Here is a 19,372-nt window from a genome sequence, read left to right as displayed (position 1 = left end):
ACCAGTGGCAATACGACCGAAGTCGTGGTTGTTACTATTTTCGTGATCTGTGGCTATCGCGCACAGTTTCCAAAAAACGTAAAAGCTCAGGCTGCCCCGACCAGTTCAGCCCATTTTTGCCGTAGAGAGGCAGAAAACCCGATGACAGTGTCAGGCGCAGCTTCTTGCGGCTTGTCCTCGGATGCCGGAATCGTTGGCGGTGTTGGCTCTGGTTCCGACTTGACCGAATGCTCTTGGTTCATCAGGTCGGCAATCGCCAGGTCCAGCTTGGTTTCATCCAGGACCTGACCTTCCGATTCCATGGACTTCCACGGTAACGGAGAATGCAGTGGTTTATCGTATTCCTCACGCATGGCGATACCAAATCGTTAACACAGACATCTGAGGCGACGCGCAAACTTACCTGGTCGAGTCAACCGTCCGGTTTGTCCAACCCAATTGCGTCACACCCGCCCGACATTGGGCGATAATACAGCTAAAATGTGGCGAAAAAGCGGCCTGTCGACAAGGAAAACTGCCAAACAAGGGCTACCACCCCACTCAAAGGGGATTGAGTGGAAACACTTTATCACAGTTAGGGAAATTGGATCGGGATTACCGACAATCTATCTCAGGAGCGGTCGCGCCACCGGTTCGCTATCGGATAGCGGCGATCCAGCCAGAAGGCACGACTTGTCAGACGTGTTCCGGGCGCAGACTGAAACCGCTTGTACTCTGAGATATAGATTAGATGCTCGACCCTGCGGGCATCCGCTTCGTCAAAACCAGCAGCAACGCAATCAGCGATCGAGCCGTCCTGATCGACTAGAATATCCAAAAGCGCGTCCAACACCGGATAATCCGGCAAGCTGTCACTGTCTTTCTGATCCGCGCGCAGCTCGGCGCTGGGGGGTTTGTCGATAACCGACGGCCGAATAACTTCGCCATTGGGGCCCTTCATCCAGTCGCGATGATTGGCATTCCGCCAACGGCATGTTTCGAAAACCCGTGTCTTGTACAGATCTTTGATCGGGTTATAGCCGCCATTCATATCGCCGTAGATCGTGGCGTAGCCCACGGCGACCTCGGATTTATTACCGGTGGTCAGCAACATCTCGCCGAACTTGTTTGATATCGCCATCAGCAGCAGCCCGCGCAGACGGGATTGAATGTTTTCCTCGGTCAGATCCTCGTCCCGCCCGGCAAAGAGCTGGGACAGAGTCCCAGTAACGGCCGCCCGGCTATCCGAAATCGGAACATAGTCGTAATGCACGCCCAGCGCCTTGGCGACGGCCTCGGCGTCGTCCAGCGAAGCCTGGCTGGTATATTCCGACGGCAGCATGACACAGCGCACGTTCTCGGCCCCAAGCGCATCCACGGCAATCGCGGCAACGAGCGCTGAATCCACCCCCCCGGACAGTCCAAGCACGCACTTTTTGAACCCCGTTTTACCCATGTAATCACGCAGAGACTGGACCATGGCGCGGTAGTCCTGCTCCCATGCATCGGGCTGCGGCACGATATCTGCCGGAACGATACGCCACCCGTCGTCCCCACGCTCCAGATCAACATGAGCCAGGGCCGCGTCAAAAACGGGCATTCGGAAAGCAAGTTCTCCGCCCGGGTTCAGGCCAAAAGTCGCGCCATCAAATACCTGGTCGTCCTGTCCACCGACCATATTCAGATAGATCAGGGGCAACCCTGTCTCGATCACACGTGCAACCATATGATTCAGGCGGATGTCGTATTTGTCGCGAAAATAGGGCGAACCATTCGGGATCAGCAGGAACTCGGCCCCGGTCTCTTCCAGCGTCTCGGCCACATCCGGATGCCAACTGTCCTCACAGATCGGGCTGCCGATGCGCGTATTGCCAACTGAGTAAGGCCCCCCCAAAGGGCCTGAATCATAAAGGCGCACTTCGTCGAAAACGGTTTCATTGGGAAGATGATGTTTCAACACCTTGCTACTGACCTTGCCGCCCTTCAGAATCAGGTAAGCGTTGTATAGGTGGCCGTCTTCCACCCAAGGCCCGCCGATCGCCAGAGCAGGCCCATCTGCACATTTCGCGGCCAAAGCCTCGACAGCGGCCATGGCCGTGCGATGGAAAGCAGGCTTCATGACCAGGTCCTGCGTATTGTACCCGGTTATGAACATTTCCGGCAAAGCCACCATGTCGGCCCCAGCGGTGCGCGCTTGTTCCCATGCGTCAAGCGCCTGCGCCGCATTGCCTTCGATATCCCCCACAGTCGGGTTGAGTTGCGCCAGAGTGATGCGGAAACGGTCGGCCATGCTGCCCTCTTGCCCTCGTCAGTCTTATGCCATTTAGCAGATCGCGGCGCGAGTGAAAGGCAAATGCGGCAAAAGCCGTTGCCCTGCCCCCTGCGGTATCTTAGTTTTGCGCAAAAGGATGATAACCGGGCAGGTTGGAACGATCATGAATGCATTCCGCACCTCAATTGCTGTAACGGCCCTGGCCTTGATGGCCGGAACCGTTAGCGCGCAGGAAGGACAAGTGATCACGGCCGATGATGAGGTCGGCGGCGTCTACGAAGGTACGTTTCTGAACGGCCTGCGCCACGGAACCGGCACGTATCGCCTACCGGACGGGTTCGAATACACTGGCCAGTGGTCCGAAGGCGAAATTCAAGGTAGCGGCATTGCCCGATACGCGAATGGGTCGATCTACCAAGGTATGTTTGCAAAGGGTCAGCCCGAGGGGCGTGGCAAGATCACCTATACTGACGGTGGCAGCTATGAGGGCGACTGGGCTAACGGCACGATCAACGGCACCGGCATTGCGACATATGCGAACGGCCAACGGTACGAAGGTGGGTTCAAAGATGCCAAGCGTCACGGCAAAGGCATTCTGACCAATCCGAACGGCTACACCTATGACGGTGATTGGGTCGAGGGCGTCAAGCAGGGCAAGGCCAAAATCACCTGGGCAAACGGTAACGTTTATGAAGGCGACGTCCTAAATGGGCAGCGCCATGGTGAAGGCACTCTGACCGTTCCCGACGGCATGACCTATAGCGGTGCGTGGCTTGAAGGTCGGATGACCGGAAAGGGCCGGCAGGTTCTGGCGAACGGAGACGTCTACGAAGGCGACATGCTGGACGGGCGCCGTCAGGGCATCGGCAAGGCGACCTATGTGAACGGCACGACATACGAAGGCGCGTATGTCGATGACCGTCGAGAAGGCAAGGGCCGCTTTGTTGGCGCAGACGGGTTTGAATATAACGGCGAATGGTCCGGAGGCCAGATCGACGGGTTCGGCGAGATGACCTATCCTGACGGCTCGGTCTATGTGGGGGATTTCAGCGTCGACCTGCCCCACGGCAAAGGCGTACACACTTACCCGGATGGCACTGTATACGACGGTGACTGGATCGCTGGCATTTACGAAGGCCGCGGAACCGTCACCTATCCCAACGGCGTGGTCTATTCGGGCCAGTTCAGGAACGGCCTGAGCCATGGCTCAGGTGTTCTGAAATTGGCCAATGGTTATGTATACGAGGGCGAATGGGTTGACGGAAACCGCCAAGGCACTGGCAAAGCCAGCTTTCCGGATGGCACAGTCTATGAAGGCGAATTCCTGAACGGCAAGCGGCACGGCCAAGGTACCGTCACCACGGCACGCAATTTCACATATACCGGTGGGTGGGTTGACGGAAAAATCAGCGGTAGCGGGATCGCGACCTATGCCACAGGCGACGTCTACGAGGGCAATTTCCGCGACAATAAACGCCACGGTGACGGCACCATGCGTTATGCCAATGGAGAGGTCGAGACTGGCACCTGGGAAAACGACGTCTTGCCCAGCAGCGGCGAGGCTGAGACGACAGCGCCAGAGGAAACCCCGCCCGCGGCCCAACCGACCGAGACGCCCTCGGACGGGTAGCTCAGGCTACCACGGAACGGTCTGACCCGCCCAATCGAAGAAGCCGCCGGTATCAGCATGGGTCAGTGATTGAGCCACAGCCAGCAGGTTCTGAGCCGCCTTGTCCGGTTTAACTGCCGGATGACGACCTACGTATTTCTCGGTGAACGCGGTTTGAACCGTGCCAGGATGCAAGGCTACGCACACACTTTGTTTATGCGTCCGCGCCAACTCGATCGCGGTTGTATGCACAATCTGGTTCACGGCGGCCTTGGCCGCGCGGTAACTGACCCATCCACCCAACCGGTTGTCGCCGATGGACCCTACGCGGGCCGAAAGCACGGCAATCAAGCAGCGCCTGTCACGGGGCATCAGTCTGGCTGCGTGCCCCAGCACCAAAGCGGGGCCTACCGCGTTCAACGCAAACTGATCCATCATGGCTTGCGCAGACACTACCTTTATCGACTTTTCCGGCGTGGCCCCGTCGATCTCAAGCGCGCCGGACGCGACGAAGATCATGTCATAAGGGCCAGTTAGCGTGCCGAGAATCGCGTTGGATTTGTCCGGATCCATCAAATCGAACCCGTCCATAGACCGCGACAGGGTCGTGACTGAAACAGAGTGCCCAAGTAGCCGCGCGTGAAGGGCTGAACCGATCCCCCCGGACGCGCCGATGATAAGTGCCGTTTGCATGCTTCTTCACCTAGCAGCCTGCCCTCACCAATCAATATTTCCCGAAAAACAAACACGACCGGTAACAAGCTGCAAATTCCGTCTTTTCATTCGCGGCGCTGTCTGTATAACCTCAACCCCATGATCAACCGCGCAGACATCCTTGTTGCCGACACCGCCCTTGGCGGTGCGTCGCTGCGTGGCCTACTGATCCTAATCCGCCTCTGAGCGTGCCATCCGGCGCGCCCGCTCAGAGGAGGACGCCCGCGCGCCATAGGCTTTAGGACAGAAGAAGAAAGAGATTCCCATGACCAACGTGACCGACCAAGACCGCGTCTTGATCTTTGACACCACCTTGCGCGACGGCGAACAAAGCCCCGGCGCAACCATGACCCATAACGAAAAGCTCGAAATTGCCGAGCTGCTGGACGAAATGGGCGTCGACATCATCGAGGCCGGTTTCCCAATCGCCTCCGAGGGTGATTTCAAAGCTGTCAGCGAGATTGCCGAGCGCTCGAAAAACAGCCGCATCTGCGGTCTGGCCCGCGCCAATTTCGCAGACATTGATCGCTGCTGGGAGGCGGTGAAACACGCACGCCTGAACCGCATTCATACCTTCATCGGCACCTCTCCGCTGCATCGCGCCATTCCGAACCTGACCCAGGACGAGATGGCCGAGAAGATCCACGAAACGGTCAGCCATGCACGCAATCTGTGCGACAACGTGCAGTGGTCGCCGATGGATGCCACCCGGACCGAGTGGGATTACCTGTGCCGCGTGATCGAGATCGCGATCAAGGCGGGTGCGACGACGATCAACATCCCCGACACGGTGGGTTATACCGCTCCGGTCGAAAGCGCCGACCTGATCAAACGCCTGATCGAGACCGTAACGGGTGCAGATGAGGTGGTTTTCGCCACCCACTGTCACAACGATCTCGGCATGGCGACGGCGAACTCTCTGGCCGCTGTGGCGGGCGGAGCGCGACAGATCGAGTGTACCATCAATGGTCTTGGCGAACGCGCCGGCAACACCGCGTTAGAAGAGGTCGTGATGGCACTGCGCACGCGCAATGACATCATGCCGTGGCACACAGGTATCGACACCACCAAGATCATGCATATCTCGCGTCGTGTGGCGACGGTGTCCGGGTTCAATGTGCAATTCAACAAAGCTATCGTCGGCAAGAACGCCTTTGCGCATGAAAGCGGCATCCACCAGGACGGGATGCTGAAGAACCGCGAAAACTTTGAGATCATGCGCCCCGAGGATATCGGCTTGTCCGGCACGTCTTTGCCGTTGGGCAAACACTCGGGCCGCGCGGCCCTGCGCGACAAGCTCGAGACCTTGGGCTTTGATTTGGGCGACAATCAGCTCAAGGACACCTTTGTACGGTTCAAGGATCTGGCCGACCGCAAGAAAGAGGTCTTTGACGACGACCTCATTGCCTTGATGACCATGGATCAGCACGACGACTATTTGCAGCTCGTGTCGATGAAGGTGACCTGCGGCACAGGCGGCCAAGCCGAGTCTACGGTCGAACTTGAGATGGATGGCAAGGATATCATCGCCACCGAACATGGCGACGGTCCAGTGGACGCGACTTTCAAGGCAATCCGTGCGATCTATCCCAACAAAGCGCATCTGCAACTCTATCAGGTCCACGCAGTGACCGAAGGAACCGATGCCCAAGCCACGGTGTCTGTTCGGTTGGAAGAGGACGGCATGATCGCTACCGGTCAGTCGGCGAACACCGATACCGTCGTCGCCTCGGCCAAAGCTTACATCCACGCGCTGAACCGCCTGATTGTAAGACGTGAAAAAGCGGGTCCGGGCGCTGATGCGCGCGAGATCAGCTACAAAGATTTGACCTGACCGAACGGCGGCCCGTCTTTGCGGGCCGCTTTTTCGTCGCAAAGGTCAGGACAACCCGGCCTTTTGCATCCCATCCACAAAATGCCGAAAATCTTCATCGCTGGCGTAGTGCAGCATGCCTTCAATATCAGCGATCTTGAACTTTGGCTGGGCCTCGTAAATTGCGTCAACGTACGCTCGCGCTTCGTCCTGGTTTCCCAGCCACGCATGGCAGGCAGCGACATATGCGTTCTGAAGCGAGTCGAGGGCAGGCAACCGGGCGAAATCCTCTAATGCCTGATCATACTTCTTAGCACCGAAGCGCGCCTTTCCAAGATGGCTCCAGAACCGTGCAGGGTGGTGAGGGTTCAGACGCATCGCCCTTTGTATCCACTCGGCACCTTCATCGGCACGACCCGACCATGTCAGCAATTCGCCCATCTGAACCACAACCAGATCGTAATTCGGGTTCAGCGACAGCGCGCGTTCCTGATGATACCGCGCCCGGCCAAGGTTGTTTCGCAAAATCTCTACCGCAGCCATCAAACGATGAACATCTGCGTCGTTGTCATCCAGAGAAGCGGCCTTGAGGATCGCCTTTTCACACTCACCCAGCATGGCTTCACGATCATCGCACCAACCATATCCCCAAGCTTGACCGCGGATACAACCGCTCCAGGCATGGGCGTGCGCGTAATCCGGATCCAGTTCGATAGCGCGATCGATCAACTTTGTCGCCTCGGCATTATCCTCGCGCGTGCTGCGGTGATGCAGGACTTTCGCGGCCAAAACGCATTCATAGGCTGCAAAACTCGAAGGTTTCTTGCGCGTCAGCCCCTCTTGCTGCGAGGCTTCGATACGACCGGGAAGTGTGGCAACCACGGCCGAGATAACCTCGTCCTGTATTGTGAAAATGTCATCCAGGTCACGATCATACTTCTCAGCCCAGACATGGCCATCACTGTAACTATCAATCAGCTGAACGGTGACACGTACCCTGTTGCCAGCCTTTCGGACACTACCTTCGACGATGTATTGCGCACCCAGCTTAGCACCCACTTCGCGTACATTCACAGCCTGTCCCTTGTAGACAAAACTGGAATTGCGCGAGATCACGAACAGCTCATGCCGGCGGCTCAACTCGGTTAGCAAATCTTCGGTAAGACCGTCGGCAAAAAACTCCTGTTCGGTATCTCCACTCATGTTTGCGAAGGGCAAAACCGCGATAGAGGGTTTGACCACTTTGGTATCGCCATCACCTGCTGGCGCATCGTCTGCAACCGTGCCATCCAAAGCGACCCGATAGGCATGAACAGGTTGAGACAGGTTCTTAAGTGTCAGATCGCCTAGATCATCATATTGCAACTCCAATCGGTCCGAGACTTGTTCATGCACCGCGCCCGAGATCAGAACCTCACCAGCATTTGCAGATTGCTCAAGTCGCGCGGCGATATTGACACCGCTGCCGAAGATATCGCCATCCTCAAAAATGATCTCATCCAGATTTATCCCGATGCGGAAATGAATGCGCTGGTCCTTCGGAACATCTGCATTGCGACGCAACATCCGGTTCTGCACCGCGACCGCGCAGGTCACTGCTTCGCTGGCGCTGGGGAATTCAACCAACATCCCGTCGCCCGTTGTTTTGATGATTTTTCCGCGGTTCTTGTCGATTGCCGGGTCGATCAGCTCGATACGGTGCGTACGCAGACGGGCAAGCGTGCCTTGTTCATCCGCTTCCATCAGCCGACTATAGCCCACCATGTCAGCGGCCAGAACCGTAGCTAGTCGGCGATCCATCGCGCACCTCCCTGACCAAAGTCTAGGACCGAACACCCCATTTCCAAAACAGATTTTGTAAAAACACCCAAGGCGTGTATCACGAAGACGCGAATGCCCTGATCAAGTGTATTCAGGCATCTTCAGAGCTTGGCAAACAACGCATCCAAACGGCGCATCTCATCCGCAATTCCGAATGGCGCATTTACAACGAACATCCCTGATCCGATCATGCGATGCCCTTCGCGCGCGGCGGGAAAGCGGACTTCGTGACACTCGACCTTTGGTAAGTCTTGCCCTTGCAGCGCCGCGACCATCGACTTGTGCCGCCCATCCGCAAGGATTGGATACCACAAGGCAAAAACGCCTACGTTCCATTTCCGATGCACTTTAGAGATAAAACCCGGCAGCCGGTCATACTCTGACTTCACCTCGTAGCTCGGATCAATCAACAGAACCCCTCGCCGCGGCGTTGGCGGCAGCAGCGAATGCGCCAACTCATATCCGTCCTGCTTGTAGGTTTTTGCTCCGAACCGCGACACGGCCAGCGACAAGGCGTCGAATTCTTGTGGATGCAGTTCGGCCAAATGCATGCTGTCCTGATCGCGAAGCAAATTACCCGCAATCAGGGGTGAACCCGCATAGGCGTGCCGTCCGTGTGTCGCCTGAACCTGCGTCAGTGCACGTGACAGCGGATGATCCGCTTTGAACCAACCTTCGCGCTGCACCCGCTTTATCCCGGCCAAAGCCTCGCCTGTTCGTACTGCTTCATCCGCGTCCAAGTGATACAAACCACGACCTGAATGTGTTTCGAGATAGGTCAATGGTTTGTCTTTTTGGGTCAAATATTCCAGCACCCATGCCAACAAAGCGTGCTTTTGCACATCAGCCAGATTTCCAGCATGGTAAATATGTTGATATGAGAGCATGTTGCCTTCTAAAGTCCCTATCATTAAGGCGGAAAGGTGCTGATTGACGCGGAATCAGCCCTTTTACCGGGCGAGATGGCACCCTATAAGACATCCGTCCCGGAACCGTCGAGTCGCGGGCAGTGGAAATTTTGACGAACGGGATCATTGAAAACATGGGAATCTTTGGCAATCTGGGCGGCCTGTTCACAGCGGACATGGCGATTGACCTTGGGACGGCGAACACGCTGGTTTATGTCAAAGGACGCGGTGTTATCCTGTCAGAACCCTCAGTCGTGGCCTATCACGTCAAGGACGGCGTCAAAAAGGTTCTGGCCGTCGGCGAGGACGCCAAGCTGATGCTGGGCCGGACGCCCGGCTCGATCGAGGCGATCCGTCCGATGCGCGAAGGCGTGATTGCCGATTTCGACACTGCCGAAGAAATGATCAAGCACTTTATCCGCAAGGTGCATAAACGGTCGACCTTCTCGAAGCCCAAGATCATCGTCTGCGTACCCCATGGCGCGACGCCAGTTGAAAAGCGCGCGATCCGTCAGTCGGTTCTGTCGGCAGGTGCGCGCCGCGCGGGCCTGATTGCCGAACCGATTGCAGCCGCCATTGGTGCTGGCATGCCGATCACTGATCCGACTGGCAACATGGTTGTCGATATCGGCGGCGGCACCACCGAAGTGGCCGTTCTGTCGCTGGGCGACATCGTCTATGCGCGCTCGGTCCGCGTCGGCGGAGACCGTATGGACGAGGCGATCATCTCTTACCTGCGGCGTCAGCAAAACCTGCTGGTGGGCGAATCTACTGCAGAACGTATCAAAACCACCATCGGCACCGCCCGGATGCCAGACGATGGTCGGGGCCAGTCAATGCATATCCGGGGCCGCGACCTGCTGAACGGCGTGCCCAAAGAAATCGAGATCAGCCAAGCCCAAGTGGCCGAGGCCCTTTCAGAACCTGTCCAGCAGATTTGCGAAGCGGTGATGACTGCATTGGAAACCACACCGCCCGATCTGGCCGCCGACATCGTGGACCGGGGCGTGATGCTGACCGGCGGCGGCGCGCTGCTGGGCGATCTGGACCTTGCCCTGCGCGAACAGACCGGTCTGGCTGTGTCGATTGCCGATGAAAGCCTGAATTGTGTGGCTTTGGGCACCGGCAAAGCGCTGGAATACGAAAAACAACTGCGCCACGCGATTGACTACGAAAGCTAAGGCGCGCACCCTTTCGGGGTAAGAACTCGGGCAAGAGCAGCACGGGAAGGTAACCTGTGGCAAACGACCGATCACAGCGCGATGAATACACGGCACCTCTGCGCCGCTTGTTGCTGGGGATTGTTGTGCTTTGCCTGTTGGGCATCTTTCTCGTCTGGCGCATCGACAGCCCTCGGGTTGAACGGTTTCGCGCGCAAGTGGTCGACAAGGTTGTGCCCTCGATGGAATGGGCGATGGTGCCAGTCACAGGAATCGTCAATCTGGCCCGTGACTTCCAAAGCTATCAGCGGCTGAGCGAACAGAACCAGGAACTGCGCAGCGAGTTGCGCCTGATGCGCGCCTGGAAAGAGGCCGCCCTGCAGTTGGAACAGGAAAACGCGCGCCTTCTGGACCTCAACAACGTACGGCTTGACCCGCGCCTGACCTATATCACTGGTGTCGTTATGGCCGACAGCGGCTCACCCTTTCGGCAATCGGTTTTGCTGAATGTTGGTGAACGCGACGGCATAATGGATGGCTGGGCAACGATGGACGGTATTGGCGTGGTAGGTCGCATCTCGGGCGTTGGCCCCGACACGGCCCGGGTCATCCTATTGACCGATGCCTCAAGCGCTATTCCCGCGACGATTCAGCCTTCGGGCCAGACTGCACTAATTGCAGGCGATAACACATCCGCACCCGCCGTCGAGTTTCTGGAAAATCGCGAACTTGTACGACCGGGCGACCGTGTTGTCACGTCAGGTGATGGCGGAGTGTTTCCCGGCGGCCTGCTGATCGGCCAGATCACGGCCGATCCGGGCGGGCGTCTGCGCGTACGCTTGTCTGCGGATTTCGAACGGCTGGAATTCTTGCGTGTTCTTAGGTTCCACTCGGCTCCTGCCATCGAAGACTCGGGGGATATCGTCGGACCACGACGTCCCGAAGCCGCCCTGACACCAGCAGAGGTCGGAGATGGATAGGAATGCGTCTCAGCTTTGGACCAAGCGTGCATTGTATCTGTTTCTGGCAATGCTGATCTTGTTCATGCACCTTCTTCCGCTGGATACAAAACCGGACCGCTGGCCCTTTCCCGATCTGTTGATCGCGTTGACGTTCGCGTGGGTCATGCGGCGGCCCGAATTTGTGCCGATTCCGCTGATAGCGGTTGTGATGCTGACTGCCGACCTGTTGCTTCAGCGTCCGCCGGGCCTGATGGCGGCATTGGTGGCAATGGGCGCGGCCTATCTGCGAACAGCATCGCTGGGCATGAGGGATGCCGGTTTTCCAAGTGAGTGGATGACATCAGCGGTGGTGATCACAGCAGTTTTTGTGCTCAACCGCGTTATTCTTGCTATTGTGTCCGTGCAACAGGCGGCATTGGGGCCAGTCGTGATTCAAGTGGTTCTGACAATAGCTATTTACCCCTTGATCGTTCTGCTGACACAGAGCGCATTCGGCGTTCAACGCATATCCGCCGCCGAAACCGGCACGATGGGGGCACGCTGATGAAGCAACAGAAGCCCAAGTCGCAAGGATTGGCCTATAAACGCTTACCCCGTCGGGCCTTGATTCTTGGCGGGTTGCAAGCTGCCTTTATCGGGGGTTTGGCCGCCCGCATGCGTTATATGCAGGTCGATCAGGCCGATGAATACCGCCTGCTGGCCGAAGAAAACCGCATCAACATTCGCCTGATCCCTCCGACGCGCGGACGTATATATGACCGAAACGGTCAGATCATCGGGCAAAACTCTCCTTCCTACCGTATCGTGATGGTCCGCGAGGACGCAGGCGATGTGGACGAAGTGCTGACGCGGCTGTCGTCCCTGATTCCGCTGACCGAAGACGAAATGGAACGCGCCAAGACCGAGATGCGCCGTTCGGCCCCGTTTCTTCCGGTCACGTTGGCTGATCAGGTCACGTGGGAGGATATCTCGAAAGTCGCCGTCAATGCGCCTGCCCTGCCGGGGGTGACACCCGAAGTCGGCATGACGCGGCAATATCCGCGCTACGAGGACTTTGCCCATGTGGTCGGATATGTCGGCCCAGTCAGTGATTATGACCTAAGCCAGATCGACGACCCCGAGCCGGTTTTGCGCATCCCCCGCTTTCAAATCGGCAAGGTTGGACTTGAGGCCAAGCAGGAAAGCACCCTGCGTGGCAAGGCCGGGGCCAAGCGGGTCGAAGTCAACGCCACCGGTCGCGTCATGCGCGAATTGGACCGGCAAGAAGGCGAGGCCGGCGCCGATCTGCAACTTTCCGTCGATGCCGATCTGCAGCAATACGCGCAAGCCCGTTTGGCGGGTGAAAGCGCCGCGGCGGTGGTAATCGACTGTGAGACCGGCGATATCCGCGCGATCAGTTCAGCACCCAGTTTCGACCCGAACCTGTTTGTGCGCGGTATCTCGGTTGGGGATTACCGAACCCTCACACAAGACAATTACCGCCCGCTTGCGAATAAGACAGTCCAAGGCACTTACCCTCCGGGATCAACCTTCAAGATGATCACCGCCATGGCCGCGCTTGAGGCCGGAGTGATCGGCCCCGGCAATACTGTTTATTGCCCCGGCCATCTAAAGGTGGGCAGCCGCCGTTTCCACTGCTGGAAGCGCGGCGGGCATGGGACTGTCGATCTGAACCTTTCGCTCAAGCGCAGCTGTGATGTCTATTATTACGATGTGGCGCTGCGGACCGGTATCGACAAGATTTCCGACATGGCGCGTGTTTTCGGGCTGGGCGTCAAACATGACATTCCGATGTCGGCAGTTGCGGCCGGGCTGGCCCCGAACCAGGCATGGAAAGAGCGGGTACACGGTGAAAGCTGGCTTGTGGGCGACACAGCAAATGCGTCGATTGGTCAGGGTTTCATGCTGGCCTCACCTCTGCAGCTTGCGGTCATGACTGCACGGATCGCCACCGGACGTGAAGTGAAGCCAAGACTTGTTCGTTCGATCAATGGGGTCGAAGAACCCTCGGGCCTGGGTGAACCTTTGGCGGTGAACCCGAACAATCTTGAACAGGTGCGCAAGGCCATGTTCTCGGTCTCGAATGACCGGGGTGGTACCGCCTATCGCAGCCGCATCATTGCTGACGATCTGCGCATGGCTGGCAAGACCGGCACCAGTCAGGTGCGCAACATCACCAAGGCCGAACGTGCCGCAGGCGTGATCCGAAATGAAGACCTGCCATGGGAACGCCGCGACCACGCGCTGTTCGTCAGCTTCGCCCCCTATGACAAACCGAAATACGCAATCGCTGTTGTTGTGGAACACGGCGGAGGCGGCTCTAAGGCCGCCGCACCTGTTGCGCGGGACATTATGCTACAGGCGCTTTACAACGGCACGCCCCCACTCGAAGCCTATCCTGTCGCAGACCGGGAACGCATAAAGGAACAACAGAAACAGCTTGAAGGCGACCGCCGCCCCAAAGCGCGTCCAACCACAAAGGACCGCGCATGAGCTATCTTGAATACGCCGTCAAATCCACGCCATCGGGGTTCCGCAAGTTCCTGTACATGAACTGGCCCCTGACGCTTTTGCTGATCAGCACAGCCAGCGCCGGGTTCCTGATGCTGTTTTCCGTGGCCGGAGGGTCCTGGACCCCGTGGGCCGAGCCACAGATGGAACGTTTTGGTCTGGGCCTCACAGTGATGTTCATCATCGCGCTGGTTCCGATTTGGTTCTGGCGAAACATGTCTGTATTGGCCTATCTGGGCTCGATCGGGCTGCTGATCATGGTTGAGCTTTTCGGAACAATCGGTATGGGCGCGCAGCGCTGGATTGATCTGGGCTTCATGCGGCTGCAACCCTCCGAGGTGATGAAAGTGGCGTTGGTGATGGTATTGGCCGCTTACTACGACTGGCTCCCTTCGCATAAAACCTCACGCCCGATATGGGTTCTGATCCCGGTTGCGCTGATCCTGATCCCGACGGCGCTGGTCCTGAAACAGCCTGACCTAGGCACGTCGATCCTGCTGCTTGCGGCGGGCGGAGGTCTGATGTTCCTGGCCGGTGTCCACTGGGCCTACTTTGCCGCCGTCATCGCGGCGGTGGTCGGCCTGATCGCCACTGTGTTCAACAGCCGCGGGACCGAGTGGCAATTGCTCAAAGACTACCAGTTCCGTCGCATTGATACGTTTCTGGACCCATCGACCGATCCCCTGGGCGCAGGGTATCACATCACACAGTCCAAGATCGCGCTGGGATCAGGAGGGTGGAATGGGCGCGGCTTCATGCAAGGCACTCAATCGCGCCTGAACTTCCTGCCGGAAAAACACACCGATTTCATCTTTACCACCTTGGCCGAAGAGTTCGGCTTTGTCGGCGGCATCACCCTGCTGACGCTATACGGGCTGATCCTTGTGTTCTGCCTAGTCACGGCACTGTCGACCAAGGACAGGTTCTCGTCGCTGGTGACGCTGGGCATCGCGTTGAACTTCTTCCTGTTCTTCGCGGTCAACATGTCGATGGTGATGGGGCTGGCCCCGGTGGTGGGTGTACCCCTGCCGATGGTCAGCTACGGTGGCTCGGCGATGCTTGTTCTGATGGCGGCCTTCGGCATTGTGCAAAGCGCCCATATCCACCGTCCCCGCTGATTTGAAAGGCCCCCGATGCCCGTAAACGTTCTGTTTTCCGCGCGCCCTGAATTGTGGCCCGTGTATGAACCACTGCTGACCAAAGGGTTGGAACAAGCAGGCGTGGATGCCCATCTTGCCACCGACTTGCCGGCCGATCAGGTCGACTATGTGGTCTATGCCCCGAATGGAGGGCTGCTGGATTTCACCCCCTATACGCACCTCAAGGCCGTGCTTAGCCTCTGGGCCGGGGTCGAAAAGATCGCGGGCAACGACTCTCTGACCGTCCCGCTGGCGCGGATGGTCGATCACGGGCTGACGCAAGGCATGACCGAATGGGTGGTCGGCCATGTGCTGCGTTATCATCTGGGGATGGACCGCCATATCACCCTGCAAGACGGCACATGGACACCCGAGGCCCCACCGCTGGCCCCTGAACGCACCGTTTGCATTCTGGGCCTTGGCATGTTGGGCGAGGCATCCGCGCGGGCACTGGCGGCGTTGGGTTTCAACGTCACGGGCTGGAGCCGCTCGCCCAAGGACATCCCCGGCGTCACCTGCCTGCACGGCGATGAAGGGCTGCGCAACGCGCTGGCCAGCGCCGAAATCGCCGTTCTACTTCTGCCCGACACACCGGCGACCGAGAACCTGCTGAACGCGGAAACCCTCGCCCTACTGCCCAAGGGCGCATGTCTGATCAATCCGGGCCGAGGCCCTCTGATCGACGACGACGCCCTGATGGATGCGCTGAGCGCCGGACACATCGGCCACGCCACGCTGGACGTGTTCCGGGTTGAACCCTTGCCAATCGACCACCACTATTGGGCGCATCCGAACGTGACGGTCACGCCGCATATCGCCTCGGAAACGCGGCCAGTGACAGCCGCGCAGGTGATCGTTGAGAACATTCGACGTGGCGAGGCGGGCGAACCCTACCTGCACCTCGTCGACCGCGCTTTAGGCTACTAGCCCGCGCCCTTTCAGCAACGCCTCGACCCCCGGCAAGCGGCCCCGGAAGGCCAGATACAACTCTTCGGCCTCACGCGAGCCTCCGGTGGACAGGATATTCTCCTCCAGCGCCTTGGCGCGGGCGGGGTCGAAGGCACCCCCGGCCTCTTCAAAGGCCGCGAAGGCGTCGGCATCCATGACCTCGGACCACATATAGCTGTAATAGCCCGAGCTATAGCCGTCGCCCGCAAACACATGGGCGAAATGCGGGGTGGCGTGGCGCATTCCGATGGCCGGGGGCATTCCCAGACCCTCCAGCACCTTTGCCTGTTTCGCCATAGGATCGGCGGGGGCCGCACCGTCGTGGAATTCCAGATCAACCAGCGCCGAGGCGACATATTCGACCGTCTGAAACCCCTGATCGAAATTGGCGGCCTTCAGCACCTTGTCCAGCATGTCTTGCGGCATCGGCGCGCCAGTATCGGCATGGGTGGCGAACTCGGCCAGAACTTCGGGCACCTCCAACCAGTGTTCGTAAAGCTGGCTGGGCAGTTCCACGAAATCGCGCGCCACTGATGTGCCCGAGATGCTTTCATAAGTCACATCTGACAGCATCTGATGCAGCGCATGGCCGAATTCATGAAACAGTGTCCGCGCATCATCATAAGACAGCAGTGCCGGATCGCCCTTGGCGAAGTTGCAGACATTGATCACGACCGGAGCTTGCACCGTAGGAAACTTGGCCTGCGACCGCATCGCGCTGCACCACGCGCCGGATCGCTTGGAACCCCGCGCGAAGTAATCCCCGATGAACACCGCGATATGCTGACCGGTGCGCGTGACCTCCCACGCGCGGCAATCGGGGTGGTAGAGCGGTACGTCCAGCGGCGCGAACTCCAACCCGAACAGGCGGTTGGCGCAGGCAAAGGCGGCCTCGATCATCCGGTCCAGTTGCAAGTAGGGTTTCAGCGCGGCCTCATCCAGATCATGCTCGGCCTTGCGGCGTTTCTCGGCATAATAGCGCCAGTCCCACGCGGCCAGTGGGCCATTGACCCCATCCGCCTGCATCATCTGCGTCAGGGTCTCGGCATCCGCATCCGCGCGGGCCTTGGCGGGCTCCCACACTTGCATCAGCAAGTCGCGCACCTTGTCCGGCGTGCGGGCCATCTCGGTTTCCAGCTTGTAGGTGGCGAAATTGTCATAGCCTAGCAGCTTGGCCCGTTCTTCTCGCAGGGCGAGGATTTCGGCGGCGATCTCGCGGTTGTCTGTCTCGCCACCGTTGGCGCCACGCGCGGTCCAGGCCTTATACGCCACCTCGCGCAGATCGCGACGGGGCGAGAATTGCAAGAACGGCACGATGATCGACCGCGACAAGGTCACAACCGGGCCGTCCGCACCCTTTTCCTGCCCGGCAGCGCGGGCCGCATCGACTACGAAATCGGGCAGACCGTCCAGATCATCCTCGGACAGGGGCATGAACCACTCACGCTCATCCGCCAGCAGGTTCTGGGTAAACGATGTACCCAGCGAGGCCAGTCGCGCCTTGATCGCCTGCATCCGCGCATCCGCATCCCCGGTCAGGGCCGCGCCCGCGCGCACGAAGCCCCGATGGGTCAGCATCAGAACCCGCGCCTGTTCGTCGGTCAGGTTCAGATCATCCTTTCGGTCCCACAGGTCGGCCACCCGCCGAAACAGTGCCTTGTTCGACGAAATCCCCGAGAAATGCGCCGCCAGCTTGGGCGAGAAGTCACGCTGCAGTTCTTCACGTGCCGGGTTGCTGTCAGCCCCGGCCACGGTGAAGAAGACGGACAGAACCTTGTCCAATTGCTCACCCGCAGCCTCAAGCGCCTCGACCGTATTGGCAAAGCTGGGCGCGTCGGGAGTGTCCGCGATGGCATCGATCTGCGCGTTGTGCGCCTCTAGGGCCGCCTCCAGCGCAGGGGCAAAATCGGTATCGGCAATCGTGTTGAAGGGCGCGATTTCAAACGGTGTGGTCCAGTCGGACAGGATCGGGTTGGTCATGAAACTCTCCTTTGAGCACAACCTAGGAGCGCGGGGCGGGATGATCCAGTGCGCGCGGTCACTTACCACAAATCGGGCAATCGGCGCGGCGTGACAGTGTGATCTTGCGGCTTTCACCATAAAGCGCGTCATAGATCAGCATTTCACCGCGCAGGGCCTGCCCCGCCCCGGTGATCACCTTGATCGCCTCAACCGCCATCATCGAGCCCACAACGCCGGGCAGAGGGCCGATCACCCCCGCCTCGGAACACGACGGGGCCAATCCGGGGGCCGGGGCCTCGGGGAAGATGCACTGATAGCAGGGGGCGTTATGAGCGGGGTCAAAGACGCTCAGTTGCCCTTCCCATTGCGACAGCGCACCCGAGATCAGCGGCTTGCCCAGCGCAACCGCCGTGCGGTTGGCCAGATAGCGAGTGTCGAAATTGTCAGTCCCATCGAGGATCAGATCGAAATCGGCAAACAAATCCTGCGCGATCTCTTCGGTCAAACGACGGTGATAGGGCAGAACGATCACATTAGGATTTTGCGCCTGCATGGCCTGCTGCGCCGAGAACACCTTGGGCATCCCGATATCCGCGTCGCGGTGGATCACCTGACGTTGCAGGTTCGCGTTCTCGACCTCGTCATCGTCGATCACACCGACGGTTCCAACCCCGGCTGCGGCCAGATATTGCAGGGCGGGCGCGCCCAGACCACCAGCGCCAATGACCAGCACACGGGCCTGTTTCATCTTTTTCTGACCCGGTCCGCCCAATTCCCGCAATACGATATGACGAGCATAACGTTCCAGTTCGGTCTCAGAGAAATGGTCGGATGGCATGGCGGGCTCCTTCGTGGCGGGCGTTGCACGGTTTCGCAACGCTTTCAGCACCCTTCCATAAACCAGAACCAGAACCGCGAAACCACCCAAGATCAGCCACATCGCTGCAGAGCCGCCAGTCGCCTGACGCAAGGGGTGGCCATCCGGCAGAACCAGTTGCGCCGTGATCACGCCCAACAGCAGCACCCCGACGGATGTCATGCGTGCGGTGCGCGACACGCCCGCCAGATAGCCCACGCCCCACAGCCCGGCAGCCAGAATGAAAACCAGCAGCATCAGCCGCGCCCGGTCGAGCCGAACCCACCCGCGCCGCGTTCGGTGTCGCTGAGCGTATCGGCGGTTTCGAACGTGGCCTGAACGACCGGAGCCACGACAAGCTGCGCAATGCGTTCGCCGTGGGTGATCTCGAACACCTCCTGCCCGGCATTCAGTACGATCACGCCAAGCGGTCCGCGATAGTCGCTGTCGATTGTACCCGGGGCGTTAGGCAACGTGATCCCATGTTTCAACGCCAGCCCGGACCTTGGGCGCACCTGCACCTCATAGCCATTCGGGACTTCGATCCGCAGACCGGTGGGAACCAAGGCGCGCTGGCCAGGTTCCAACGTCATCGACGCGCCACCCGGCAGGTTGGCCCGCACATCCGCCCCCGCCGCGCCGGTGGTTTCGTAGGACGGCAACGGTACTGAGGGGTCAGAGCCGTCCTCGCGGATCACGCGAATTGCAACCATCTTGT

At 59.0% G+C, this 19,372-nt stretch carries 16 protein-coding genes; 8 read left to right on the top strand and 8 right to left on the bottom strand.

Annotation, left to right across the window (positions count from 1 at the left end):
* Positions 1-86: 86 nt before the first annotated feature.
* Complete coding sequence (locus AC2TAD_RS07565) at positions 87-353, bottom strand: hypothetical protein (protein ID WP_353391266.1); 267 nt, start codon at positions 351-353, stop codon at positions 87-89.
* Positions 354-610: 257 nt separating this feature from the next.
* Positions 611-2,269 carry an NAD+ synthase gene (locus AC2TAD_RS07560; RefSeq protein ID WP_170751705.1) on the bottom strand — a complete coding sequence of 553 codons (1,659 nt, stop codon included), beginning with the start codon at positions 2,267-2,269 and terminating at the stop codon, positions 611-613.
* Between the two features lie 145 nt (positions 2,270-2,414).
* Here AC2TAD_RS07560 and AC2TAD_RS07555 point away from each other — a divergent pair, with 145 nt between their 5' ends.
* Positions 2,415-3,881 carry an MORN repeat-containing protein gene (locus tag AC2TAD_RS07555; protein ID WP_480866922.1) on the top strand — a complete coding sequence of 489 codons (1,467 nt, stop codon included), beginning with the start codon at positions 2,415-2,417 and terminating at the stop codon, positions 3,879-3,881.
* A gap of 6 nt (positions 3,882-3,887) precedes the next feature.
* Here the strand turns inward: AC2TAD_RS07555 and AC2TAD_RS07550 are convergent, their stop codons facing one another.
* Positions 3,888-4,553, bottom strand: coding sequence for an SDR family NAD(P)-dependent oxidoreductase (locus AC2TAD_RS07550; RefSeq protein ID WP_480866921.1), 666 nt, complete (start codon positions 4,551-4,553; stop codon positions 3,888-3,890).
* A gap of 286 nt (positions 4,554-4,839) precedes the next feature.
* Between AC2TAD_RS07550 and AC2TAD_RS07545 the strand changes: the two genes are divergently transcribed.
* Complete coding sequence (locus AC2TAD_RS07545) at positions 4,840-6,408, top strand: 2-isopropylmalate synthase (RefSeq protein WP_480866919.1); 1,569 nt, start codon at positions 4,840-4,842, stop codon at positions 6,406-6,408.
* Positions 6,409-6,453: 45 nt separating this feature from the next.
* Here the strand turns inward: AC2TAD_RS07545 and AC2TAD_RS07540 are convergent, their stop codons facing one another.
* Both AC2TAD_RS07540 and AC2TAD_RS07535 read right to left on the bottom strand, forming a co-directional pair.
* Positions 6,454-8,187, bottom strand: coding sequence for an adenylate/guanylate cyclase domain-containing protein (locus AC2TAD_RS07540; RefSeq protein ID WP_480866917.1), 1,734 nt, complete (start codon positions 8,185-8,187; stop codon positions 6,454-6,456).
* 122 nt (positions 8,188-8,309) lie between these two features.
* A complete protein-coding gene (locus tag AC2TAD_RS07535; protein ID WP_480866915.1) occupies positions 8,310-9,095 on the bottom strand; it encodes a 23S rRNA (adenine(2030)-N(6))-methyltransferase RlmJ in 786 nt (261 codons plus the stop codon).
* Between the two features lie 155 nt (positions 9,096-9,250).
* On the opposite strand from AC2TAD_RS07535, the gene AC2TAD_RS07530 reads away from it, so the two are divergent.
* The 6 genes from AC2TAD_RS07530 to AC2TAD_RS07505 are packed head-to-tail and all read left to right on the top strand — an operon-like array spanning position 9,251 to position 15,815.
* On the top strand, positions 9,251-10,297 hold the full coding sequence (locus AC2TAD_RS07530) for a rod shape-determining protein (protein ID WP_039523195.1): 1,047 nt from the start codon (positions 9,251-9,253) through the stop codon (positions 10,295-10,297).
* 56 nt (positions 10,298-10,353) lie between these two features.
* Positions 10,354-11,256, top strand: coding sequence for a rod shape-determining protein MreC (gene mreC, locus AC2TAD_RS07525; protein ID WP_170353465.1), 903 nt, complete (start codon positions 10,354-10,356; stop codon positions 11,254-11,256).
* Positions 11,249-11,782, top strand: a complete 534-nt coding sequence (locus AC2TAD_RS07520) for a rod shape-determining protein MreD (RefSeq protein ID WP_480866913.1) — start codon at positions 11,249-11,251, stop codon at positions 11,780-11,782. Before mreC ends, AC2TAD_RS07520 begins: the two co-directional genes overlap by 8 nt.
* Positions 11,782-13,731 carry a penicillin-binding protein 2 gene (gene mrdA / locus AC2TAD_RS07515; protein ID WP_480483209.1) on the top strand — a complete coding sequence of 650 codons (1,950 nt, stop codon included), beginning with the start codon at positions 11,782-11,784 and terminating at the stop codon, positions 13,729-13,731. Before AC2TAD_RS07520 ends, mrdA begins: the two co-directional genes overlap by 1 nt.
* Complete coding sequence (gene rodA / locus AC2TAD_RS07510; RefSeq protein WP_170353468.1) at positions 13,728-14,867, top strand: rod shape-determining protein RodA; 1,140 nt, start codon at positions 13,728-13,730, stop codon at positions 14,865-14,867. Before mrdA ends, rodA begins: the two co-directional genes overlap by 4 nt.
* 15 nt (positions 14,868-14,882) lie before the next feature.
* Positions 14,883-15,815, top strand: coding sequence for a 2-hydroxyacid dehydrogenase (locus AC2TAD_RS07505; RefSeq protein WP_480866912.1), 933 nt, complete (start codon positions 14,883-14,885; stop codon positions 15,813-15,815).
* Here the strand turns inward: AC2TAD_RS07505 and AC2TAD_RS07500 are convergent.
* The 3 genes from AC2TAD_RS07500 to dut are packed head-to-tail and all read right to left on the bottom strand — an operon-like array spanning position 15,804 to position 19,367.
* On the bottom strand, positions 15,804-17,816 hold the full coding sequence (locus AC2TAD_RS07500) for a M3 family metallopeptidase (RefSeq protein ID WP_480866910.1): 2,013 nt from the start codon (positions 17,814-17,816) through the stop codon (positions 15,804-15,806). The two genes, AC2TAD_RS07505 and AC2TAD_RS07500, sit on opposite strands and share 12 nt — an antisense overlap.
* A 58-nt stretch (positions 17,817-17,874) precedes the next feature.
* Entirely contained in the window at positions 17,875-18,912 is a 1,038-nt protein-coding gene (locus AC2TAD_RS07495) for a HesA/MoeB/ThiF family protein (RefSeq protein WP_480866908.1), read from the bottom strand.
* Positions 18,912-19,367, bottom strand: coding sequence for a dUTP diphosphatase (gene dut, locus AC2TAD_RS07490; RefSeq protein WP_480866905.1), 456 nt, complete (start codon positions 19,365-19,367; stop codon positions 18,912-18,914). Before dut ends, AC2TAD_RS07495 begins: the two co-directional genes overlap by 1 nt.
* Positions 19,368-19,372 lie beyond the last annotated feature (5 nt).

Source organism: Ruegeria sp. HKCCD7628 (genome assembly GCF_057221005.1).
Note: the sequence above shows the minus strand (reverse complement) of the source record. Positions and strands in the feature narration are given on the sequence as shown.

Coding starts and splice junctions, on each gene's coding strand:
- AC2TAD_RS07560 (WP_170751705.1), bottom strand. CDS start 2,269: ATGGCCGACCGTTTCCGCATCACTCTGGCGCAACTCAACCCGACTGTG.
- AC2TAD_RS07535 (WP_480866915.1), bottom strand. CDS start 9,095: ATGCTCTCATATCAACATATTTACCATGCTGGAAATCTGGCTGATGTG.
- mrdA (WP_480483209.1), top strand. CDS start 11,782: ATGAAGCAACAGAAGCCCAAGTCGCAAGGATTGGCCTATAAACGCTTA.
- AC2TAD_RS07495 (WP_480866908.1), bottom strand. CDS start 18,912: ATGCTGCTGGTTTTCATTCTGGCTGCCGGGCTGTGGGGCGTGGGCTAT.
- rodA (WP_170353468.1), top strand. CDS start 13,728: ATGAGCTATCTTGAATACGCCGTCAAATCCACGCCATCGGGGTTCCGC.
- dut (WP_480866905.1), bottom strand. CDS start 19,367: ATGGTTGCAATTCGCGTGATCCGCGAGGACGGCTCTGACCCCTCAGTA.
- AC2TAD_RS07500 (WP_480866910.1), bottom strand. CDS start 17,816: ATGACCAACCCGATCCTGTCCGACTGGACCACACCGTTTGAAATCGCG.
- AC2TAD_RS07545 (WP_480866919.1), top strand. CDS start 4,840: ATGACCAACGTGACCGACCAAGACCGCGTCTTGATCTTTGACACCACC.
- AC2TAD_RS07565 (WP_353391266.1), bottom strand. CDS start 353: ATGCGTGAGGAATACGATAAACCACTGCATTCTCCGTTACCGTGGAAG.
- AC2TAD_RS07550 (WP_480866921.1), bottom strand. CDS start 4,553: ATGCAAACGGCACTTATCATCGGCGCGTCCGGGGGGATCGGTTCAGCC.
- AC2TAD_RS07505 (WP_480866912.1), top strand. CDS start 14,883: ATGCCCGTAAACGTTCTGTTTTCCGCGCGCCCTGAATTGTGGCCCGTG.
- AC2TAD_RS07520 (WP_480866913.1), top strand. CDS start 11,249: ATGGATAGGAATGCGTCTCAGCTTTGGACCAAGCGTGCATTGTATCTG.
- AC2TAD_RS07530 (WP_039523195.1), top strand. CDS start 9,251: ATGGGAATCTTTGGCAATCTGGGCGGCCTGTTCACAGCGGACATGGCG.
- AC2TAD_RS07555 (WP_480866922.1), top strand. CDS start 2,415: ATGAATGCATTCCGCACCTCAATTGCTGTAACGGCCCTGGCCTTGATG.
- AC2TAD_RS07540 (WP_480866917.1), bottom strand. CDS start 8,187: ATGGATCGCCGACTAGCTACGGTTCTGGCCGCTGACATGGTGGGCTAT.